Origin of the sequence: Faecalimicrobium dakarense, from assembly GCF_000499525.1 — a bacterium.
GTDB classification, from domain to species: Bacteria; Bacillota; Clostridia; order Peptostreptococcales; family Peptostreptococcaceae; genus Faecalimicrobium; species Faecalimicrobium dakarense.
Genome location: NZ_HG529418.1, coordinates 46,091 through 55,334, shown reverse-complemented (window position 1 = coordinate 55,334; position 9,244 = coordinate 46,091). Strand labels below are relative to the sequence as shown.

Here is a 9,244-nt window from a genome sequence, read left to right as displayed (position 1 = left end):
ATTTTTATTTTGCCCTTTTCTTAAGGACAAGTAATAATATACTATATATTAAACAGTAGGTCAATACTTTTTTTAAAGTTTTTTAAATATTTTTTTCATATTCTTTTCTAAGCTTCTCTATTATCTTTCTTTCTAGCCTAGAAACAGTCATTTGAGATATTTCTAATTCTTTCGCTATTATTGACTGAGTTTTATCTAAGAAGAATCTATCTTTAAATATTTTAGTTTCTAATTCATTTAAATTCTCCATAAATTTATTTACAAAGTCTTTTTGCTCTATATTAGAGAAACTACTTTCTTCCTGACCTATCTTATCTATAAGAGTTATATCTTTATCTTCAGAATCATCATTACTTGATGAATCTAAAGATATAGGTTGGTATCCGTATGAGGCCTCCATAGCTTCTAATACATCTTCTTCACTACATCCAATATAGTTAGCGATATCCTTAACTTTAGGGTGTTTCTTATTTTGTTGTTCTAAAACAACTTTAGCTTCACTTATTTTCTTGCTTAACTCTTGTACACGTCTAGGTACTCTTAATGTCCATACTTTGTCTCTAAAGTATTTTTTTATTTCGCCTATTATAGTTGGCGTTGCAAAGCTAGAAAATTCATATCCTTTTTCTATATCATACCTATCTATAGCATATATTAGTGCCAATGAAGCAACCTGATATATATCTTCAAACTCAACACCTTTATTTATATACTTTTTCGCTAGCAAGTTTACTAAATATAGATGCCTTTCGATAAGAATGTTTCTAAGTTCTTTGTTGTTCTTATCTTTACTATATATCTTAAATAGCTCTTTCGTATCCATATTTAGGTAATCTGTAGCACTAGCTACATTTTTCATTAAATATCAACTCCTAAATATTTAGTCATCTTTACTATTGTACCTTGATTTTCTTTTGACTCTATACTTACATCATCCATTAATGTTTGTATTATAAATAGTCCTAATCCATTTTCTTTTGGATTTTCTAAATCAGGTTGAACTGAATTTTCTACATCGTAACCCTTACCATTGTCTTGAATTTCTATAGTAAGCCCATTTTCTAATCTACTAAATGTTATATTGAACACATCATCATTACTGTGCTTAATTGCATTAGTACAAGCTTCTGACACAGCTACCTTCATATCTTCTATATCATCTATTGAAAAACCTATTTTGTTAGCTATTCCTGAAGTAGTTAATCTTATAATACCTACATATTCAGGATTTGCAGTTATTTCCATTTTTATAGTTTCACAAGTCAAAGCTTATCCCTCCACTTTAAATATTTTATCTAGACCTGTTATCGTAAAAATCTTTTTAACATTACTTTTAGGATTAATTATATATATTTCTTTATCATTAGTTCTTAATTTCTTAAGTACACCTATCATTACTCCTAATCCAGTTGAATCTATGTATTCTAAACTAGAAAGGTTGATTTTCATATCTACCACTTCTTGTTCCACTAGCCCGTGTAAGTATTCTTTTAACTTATCTGCTGTAGATACATCTAGTTCACCTTCTAAATTTATATCCCAAAAACTATTTTGTGAATCTAATTTTGAATTTATATTTATCGACATTGATAAACCTCCTTAGCATCTAATTATCTTTTCATAAATTTAAATACTTTTGTTATACTCGTAACTTTACTTGCCATATCAACTATATCTTCTGTATTTTTCGCTATTGATGCTACATTTTCTATAGTATCATTTATATATCTTTCATTATAATCTACTATTCTACATGCTTTTTCAACAATTTGTGTTGCAGTTTGTAATAATTTGCTTAAATATATAGCTACTATTAATGCTGATACTCCTATTAAAACAGCCCCTATCTGCCATCCCATTGCATCCATTAATTATCTTCTCCCTCATCCTCAAAAGTTCTACTTATCACTATTTCATCTTCAGATATTTGTATATCATCTTCAGTAATACTTTCATCGATTAAAGTATTTATCTTTTCTTTTACACCATCAAAAGTTTCTTGTAGAACATCTTTTGGATTATCTTTTACTTCTTCAAATTTTTCTTTAGCTTCTCTTCTTAATTCAGAACCTTTTTTAGGAGCAAAGAATAAGCCTGCTATAAATCCTAAAAAGGCACCTAATAATAGATATTTTCCTTTTTTATTACTCATAATACATTCTCCTCTTATTTAAAATTTTTATGTATTAGATTATGCAAAAAGAATAGGATAATATCCTATTCTTCCTCCATATTTATTTTAGCAATAGAAACTACATTAACCTCGTCGTTAGTTTTCATTAACTTAACTCCGCTTGTCACTCTTCCGAATAATGAGATTTCATTTACTCTTAATCTGATAAGTACTCCATCTGAGTTTATTATCATCATCTCGTCATCTTCATTTACCATTTCTGCTCCAACAAGTTTCCCTGTTTTCTCAGCTATATTATATGTCTTTATACCTTTTCCAGCTCTTATTTGCGTTCTGTACTCAGCTATGTCTGTTCTTTTTCCAAATCCATTTTCACTAACTACTAATAAATCTGTACCTTCATCAGATAGGTTCATTGATACCACTTTATCATCTTTAGATAAGCTTACACCTTTTACTCCCATGGCAGTTCTACCCATATGTCTTATGTCATTTTCGTCAAATCTTATAGACATTCCATTTTTAGTAACTAAAAGTACATCTTTATTTCCATCTGTAATCTTAACATCTATAAGCTCATCATCTTCTCTTAATCCTATAGCTATAAGACCAGATTTATTTATATTTTTAAATTCTTCACGTTTAGTTTTCTTAACTATACCATTTCTAGTAGCTAATAGTAAGTATTGATTTGTATCATTTTCATCTATTGCTATTAACGTTGCTATCTTTTCATTAGGTCCTAATTGAAGTAAGTTTACAATAGCAGTACCTTTAGCTTGTCTCTTTCCTTCAGGAATTTCATAAGCATTTAATCTAAATACTCTACCCTTATTAGTAAAGAATAGTAATCTACTGTGAGTAGTCGTACTTACAAGATGTCTTACAAAGTCCTCTTCCCTAGTAGTAAGAGCTGCGATTCCTCTTCCACCTCTGTTTTGACTCTTATAAGTATCTGCTGGAACTCTCTTGATATACCCAAAGTGAGTAAGCGTTATAGCTATTTCTTCATCACTTATAAGGTCTCTCATATCTATTTCGCCCTCAGCATGTGTTATTTCAGTTCTTCTCTCATCGGCATAATTTTCTCTGATTATCATCATTTCTTCTTTTATTACGTTAAGAAGTAATCTTTCATTAGCTAATATTTCTTTTAATCCATTTATTTTCTTTATTAATTCTTCATATTCAGCTTCAATCTTATCTCTTTCAAGTCCAGTTAATCTTTGAAGTCTCATATCAAGTATTGCTTGTGCTTGAATTTCAGATAATTTAAATTGTTCTATTAATCCAGCTTTAGCTTCCTGTCCAGTTTTTGAACTTCTTATTAGCTTAATAACTGCATCTATATTATCAAGAGCTATTTTTAATCCTTCTAGTATATGAGCTCTTGCTTCTGCTTTATTTAATTCAAACTTAGTACGTCTAGTAACTACATCTTTTTGATGTTGTACATAATGATATAATATTTGCTTAAGATTTAATACCTTTGGTTGTCCATTTACTAATGCAAGCATTATTATACTAAATGTATCTTCCATTTGAGAGTGCTTATAAAGATTATTTAATACTATATTAGCATTTGCATCTCTCTTAAGCTCTATAACTATTCTCATACCATTTCTGTTACTTTCATCTCTAAGATCAGAAATACCCTCTAGTTTTTTCTCTTTAACTAAATCCGCTATTTTTTCAACTAATTTAGCTTTATTAACTTGATACGGTATTTCAGTTACAACTATTTGTTGTTTTCCTTTAGCTAATTCTTCTATATAAGCTCTAGCTCTAACCTTAACTTTACCTCTACCAGTTCTATAAGCTTCAGAGATATTTTCTTTTCCCATTATTATTGCTGATGTTGGGAAGTCTGGACCTTTTACAAATTGTATTAAGTCATCCACTGTAGCTTCTTCATTATCTATTAAATGAATTGTTGCATCTATAACTTCACCTAAGTTATGAGGTGGTATTGATGTTGCCATACCTACTGCTATACCATTAGATCCATTTACTAAAAGGTTTGGATATCTAGCAGGAAGTACTGAAGGTTCTTTTAAAGATTCATCAAAGTTTGGAGTAAAATCAACTGTCTCTTTATCTATATCTCTTAATAACTCTAAAGATAACTTACTCATTCTAGCCTCTGTATAACGCATTGCGGCTGGTGAATCACCATCTACAGAACCGAAGTTTCCGTGTCCATCAACTAAAAGTCCTCTAGTTGAGAAATCTTGAGCCATTCTAACCATTGCTAGATAAACTGCACTATCTCCATGTGGATGGTACTTACCTAGTACGTCCCCAACAATACGGGCAGATTTTCTGTATGGTTTATCTGGTGTTAAATTTAATTCACTCATTGAATATAATATTCTTCTATGAACCGGTTTTAGCCCATCTCTTACATCAGGAAGAGCTCTACCTGCTATAACACTCATAGAATAATCAATATATGATTTTTTCATTTCTTCCGCTATTTCAATAGGGAGTATTCTATTATTTTCTTCCATGTATATTCATCCCCTTTCTATATATCTAAGTTTCTAACAAACTTTGCATTTTCTTCTATAAATTCTCTTCTAGGAGCTACTTTATCTCCCATAAGCATAGAGAATACTTCATCTGCCATAGCTGCATCATCTATAGATACTTGAAGTAATGTTCTTGTTTCTGGATTCATAGTAGTTTCCCATAACTGCTCTGCATTCATCTCTCCAAGACCTTTGTATCTTTGAAGCTCTATACCAGTTCTTCCAATTTGCTCTAATAATTGTTCTAATTGAGCATCAGAATAAACATAATGTTCTTTCTTTTGTTTTTTTACTTTGTATAATGGTGGTTGGGCTATATACACATATCCATTATCTATAAGAGGTCTCATGTATCTAAAGAATAATGTTAATATTAATGTTCTTATATGAGCACCATCGACATCGGCATCGGTCATTATAACAATTTTATGATATCTAGCTTTTTCTAAATCAAAATCATTACCAACTCCACATCCAAATGCAGTTATCATATTTTTTATTTCATCAGAAGATAATATTTTATCTAATCTAGACTTCTCAACGTTTAATATTTTCCCTTTTAGTGGAAGTATTGCTTGTGCATGTCTATCTCTTCCTTGTTTAGCAGAACCACCGGCAGAATCCCCTTCGACTAAGAATATTTCACTCTTAACAGGATCCTTTTCAGCACAGTCAGCTAATTTCCCTGGCAATGATGTGCTTTCTAATACACTTTTTCTTCTTGTTAATTCTCTTGCTCTTTTTGCAGCTTCTCTTGCTCTTTGTGCTCTAAGACCTTTATCTACTATGATTCTAGCAGTTGTAGGGTTTTCTTCTAAGAAAGATCCTAATTCTTCTACAGTTACGCTATCTACTATACCTCTCATTACTGTATTACCTAATTTAGTTTTCGTTTGACCTTCGAATTGAGGTTCTGAAAGCTTAACTGATACTACTGCAGTAAGACCTTCTCTTATATCTTCACCTACTAAATTTGGATCACTATCTTTTAAAAGCTTATTTCTCTTAGCATAATCATTTACTGTTTTTGTAAGAGCGGCTCTAAATCCAGCTAAGTGAGTACCACCTTCGTGTGTATTTATATTATTAGCAAAAGAATATATGTTCTCTGAATAGCCGTCAGTATACTGCATTGCTAACTCTACAACGCAATCTTTCACTTTTTTATCTATATAAACTATCTCATCATGAATTCCAGTTCTAGATTTATTTAAAAATTTAACGTATTCAACTAGTCCTCCATTATAATGGAATTCTTTTTTCTTTTCTTGATCTTCTCTTTTGTCTTCAAATACTATTTTTATACCTTTATTTAAGAAAGATAATTCTCTAAGTCTATGCTCTAAAGTTTCGTATTTAAACTCAACCTCATCAAATATAGTTGCATCAGGCATAAAGCTTATTATAGTTCCTGTATTCTTAGCTTCTCCTACTATCTCAAGGTTATTTGTAGGTATACCTTTTTTATAAGATTGTCTATATATGTTTCCATCTCTATGAACTTCTGCTACTAACCAATCTGATAATGCATTAACTACAGAAACCCCAACTCCGTGAAGTCCACCAGATACCTTGTATCCTCCTCCACCAAATTTTCCTCCTGCATGAAGTACCGTTAAAACAGTTTCTAGTGTTGATTTTCCTGTTTGTGGATGTACTTCTACAGGAATACCTCTACCATCATCTGCACACGATATACTGCCATCTTTATTTATTGATACATATATTTCAGAACAATAACCTTGTAATGCTTCATCTATAGCATTGTCTACGACTTCATAAACTAAATGGTGTAAACCTCTAGGACCTGTTGAACCTATATACATACCAGGTCTTTTTCTAACGGCCTCTAACCCTTCTAGTACTTGAATCTGACTTGCACCGTATTCTTGTTTCATTTAGATTCCTCCATTCTCTATACTAATAACGCTTCCTTGCTTGATATTGAAAATAGTAGTATTAGCTTTATCAAATATATTTTTATGTGAAACTTCGGCAGTAGTTATAAACATTTGAACTACACTTAAGTTATCTACCAATAGTTTTTGCCTTGTTTCATCTAATTCACTAAATACATCATCTAAAATTAATATTGGATATTCTCCAACTTCATTATTGATTAATTCTATCTCTGATAGCTTTAAAGAAATTGAAGCAGTCCTTTGCTGACCTTGGGATCCATATAATCTTACATCTAAATCATTTATAAAAATGTTTAAATCATCTTTGTGTAATCCATATTTAGTTGTGCGTGTTTCCATATCATGTTCTCTATTAGATGAAAGTTTGTCTAAAAATTTATTATATACACTAGCTACTGTATCTTCATCATTTATGTTAATTTGATTTTTATATGTAATTGATAATTCTTCAATTCCATCAGTCAACTTATCATGCATATTTTTAGATATAATAGCTATCTTTTTTATAAAATCTCGTCTTAATATATAAATATAACTACCATATTGAACTAAACTCTCGTCATAAACATCCAGCAAAGCCTTGTCTATATACTTACTTTTTAATAACTGATTTCTTTGAAATAAAATTTTATTATAACTAGTAAGGTAATTATAATACTTCGGCATAATCTGACTAATTTCCTTGTCAATAAATAATCTTCGTTCTTTCGGTCCCTCTTTTACAAGTCTTAAATCTTCAGGTGAAAATATCACAACGTTGATGTTTCCAAGTAATTCATGGATTTTTTGAATATGAATTTTATTTACTTTAATACCTTTTTTATTTTTTCCAATAGCAACCTCTATTAAACCATTTGTATGCTGAGTTGAAAAATTTCCCCCAACATATAAATTTTCACTATTAAATTTTATAATCTCCTTGTCCTTACTAGTCCTGAATGATTTTCCAAATGCTAACATATATATAGATTCGACTATATTAGTTTTTCCTTGACCATTTCTTCCCACAAGAAGATTTACTTTTTTATTAAATTCTAAATGTAAATTATCGTAGTTTCTGTAATTAACTAATTGTAAGCTATTTAGTCGCATAAAAGGCACTCCTTTTTACACTACTTTGATTTTATTGCCTTCAACCTCTACTATATCTTGAGATCTTAGTTTTTTTCCTCTTCTAGTTTCTACTTCACCATTTACTGTAACTAAGCCTTCTTGAATTAAATACTTAGCATGTCCACCAGTTGATGCAATATCAGCTAACTTAAGAAATTGGTCTAACTTTATATATTCTGAATCTATAGCTATTTCAATCATCATTAGTTCCTCCTAATCTAAAATCTAGCACAATGTGCTAAAAGTATATTATATCACAAAATTACTTACAAAAACCCAACTTTTATTTAGTTGGGTTTGATGTCTGTACTATATATTTGATGATATTCTTACCGGAAGCAATAAATAAGTATATTTAATTTCGTCCGCAGGTTTTATTATACAAGGATTTACATTAGTCGTGAATTCTATGAATATTTCTTCACTATCTATATTTTTTAATCCCTCTATAAAATATCTAGAGTTAAAAGCTATATCTAAATAATCTCCTTCTAATTCTAAAGAAACTTCTTCATACACGTTACCTCTATCTGTATTAGAAGTTATTGCCATAGATTTATCTCTTATTGATAATTTTATTAAGTTATTCTTCTCTGATTGAGATAATAACGATGCTCTCTCAATACTATTTAAAAGTTCTTTTGTATTTAACTTAACTTTTGAATTATGTTCTCTTGGAAGTAATTTTTTATAATCAATAAAATCACCTTCAAGAAGTCTTGTTATTATTTTTGTGTCATTAATGATAAATATTGCATTTTTATCATCAAATCCTAATTTAACATCTTCATCAGAAGATAATAAACTATTTACATCTGTTAAAGTCTTTCCAGGTATTATTACTTTAGCATCATTTGTTATATTGTTCACCTTACAACTTCTAACAGCTAATCTATATCCATCTATAGCAACTAAACTTATATCTCCATTTACAATTTCTAAAAGTTCACCCATTAATACAGGTTTTGTTTGATCTTGAGATATAGCAAAAACTGTTTGTTTTATCATATTCTTTAGTAAGTCTTGAGGTATGTTATATAAATCCTCTTTATTTACTTCAGGTAATCTTGGAAATTCTTTAGCTGAATCTCCTTTTATTTTAAATCTAGAGTTCACGCAATTTATGTATACATTATTTTCAGCATCTGTTTCTATCTCAACAAATGAATCTGGTAGTTTTCTAATTATATCCCCAAAAAGTCTAGCATTTACTACGATTTCACCTTCTTGTATTACTTCAGCTTGTGTATAAGTTTCAATTCCTATCTCTAAATCATATCCAGTTAATTTTAATTGATCATCTTTAGCTGATAATAAGATACCTTTTAATAGATCTAATGTTGTTTTTCCATTAATAGCTTTTTGAGCAATACCTATTTTATTAGCTAAGAGTTTTTGATTACAAATTATTTTCAATGTGGATAACCTCCTTGTGGCATTTATATATAAAAATAAATAAAAAAATTAGTAGTAATAGTAGTAGGTGTTGTTGATAATGTGTATAAGTATATGTACCTAAATAATCGCAAAGATATCAACATGTG

The 9,244-nt window shown here is 29.7% G+C and carries 10 protein-coding genes; all 10 read right to left on the bottom strand.

The features are described 5' to 3' along the window. Positions 1-82 precede the first annotated feature (82 nt). The 10 genes from BN899_RS16035 to dnaN all read right to left on the bottom strand — a co-directional run bounded on the left by BN899_RS16035 (position 83) and on the right by dnaN (position 9,116). Positions 83-859 carry a SigB/SigF/SigG family RNA polymerase sigma factor gene (locus BN899_RS16035; RefSeq protein WP_042277529.1) on the bottom strand — a complete coding sequence of 259 codons (777 nt, stop codon included), beginning with the start codon at positions 857-859 and terminating at the stop codon, positions 83-85. Beyond that, the gene (locus tag BN899_RS16030) at positions 859-1,245 is read right to left on the bottom strand and encodes an ATP-binding protein (RefSeq protein WP_042277538.1); all 387 of its coding nucleotides are present in this window, start codon (positions 1,243-1,245) and stop codon (positions 859-861) included. The genes BN899_RS16035 and BN899_RS16030 overlap by 1 nt, the downstream gene beginning before the upstream one ends. 24 nt (positions 1,246-1,269) lie before the next feature. Then, complete coding sequence (locus BN899_RS16025; protein WP_042277526.1) at positions 1,270-1,587, bottom strand: STAS domain-containing protein; 318 nt, start codon at positions 1,585-1,587, stop codon at positions 1,270-1,272. Positions 1,588-1,610: 23 nt separating this feature from the next. Beyond that, a complete protein-coding gene (locus tag BN899_RS16020) occupies positions 1,611-1,868 on the bottom strand; it encodes a hypothetical protein (protein WP_042277524.1) in 258 nt (85 codons plus the stop codon). Further along, complete coding sequence (locus BN899_RS16015) at positions 1,868-2,152, bottom strand: YtxH domain-containing protein (protein ID WP_042277522.1); 285 nt, start codon at positions 2,150-2,152, stop codon at positions 1,868-1,870. Before BN899_RS16015 ends, BN899_RS16020 begins: the two co-directional genes overlap by 1 nt. Before the next feature lie 65 nt (positions 2,153-2,217). Continuing rightward, positions 2,218-4,644, bottom strand: a complete 2,427-nt coding sequence (gyrA, locus tag BN899_RS16010; RefSeq protein WP_042277521.1) for a DNA gyrase subunit A — start codon at positions 4,642-4,644, stop codon at positions 2,218-2,220. 17 nt (positions 4,645-4,661) lie between these two features. Beyond that, a complete protein-coding gene (gene gyrB / locus BN899_RS16005) occupies positions 4,662-6,563 on the bottom strand; it encodes a DNA topoisomerase (ATP-hydrolyzing) subunit B (protein ID WP_042277518.1) in 1,902 nt (633 codons plus the stop codon). Beyond that, entirely contained in the window at positions 6,564-7,679 is a 1,116-nt protein-coding gene (gene recF, locus BN899_RS16000; RefSeq protein WP_042277516.1) for a DNA replication/repair protein RecF, read from the bottom strand. Positions 7,680-7,694: 15 nt separating this feature from the next. After that, positions 7,695-7,901, bottom strand: a complete 207-nt coding sequence (gene yaaA, locus BN899_RS15995; RefSeq protein WP_042277514.1) for a S4 domain-containing protein YaaA — start codon at positions 7,899-7,901, stop codon at positions 7,695-7,697. A 108-nt stretch (positions 7,902-8,009) separates the two neighbouring features. Continuing rightward, positions 8,010-9,116 carry a DNA polymerase III subunit beta gene (gene dnaN, locus BN899_RS15990; protein ID WP_042277512.1) on the bottom strand — a complete coding sequence of 369 codons (1,107 nt, stop codon included), beginning with the start codon at positions 9,114-9,116 and terminating at the stop codon, positions 8,010-8,012. Positions 9,117-9,244: the final 128 nt, after the last annotated feature.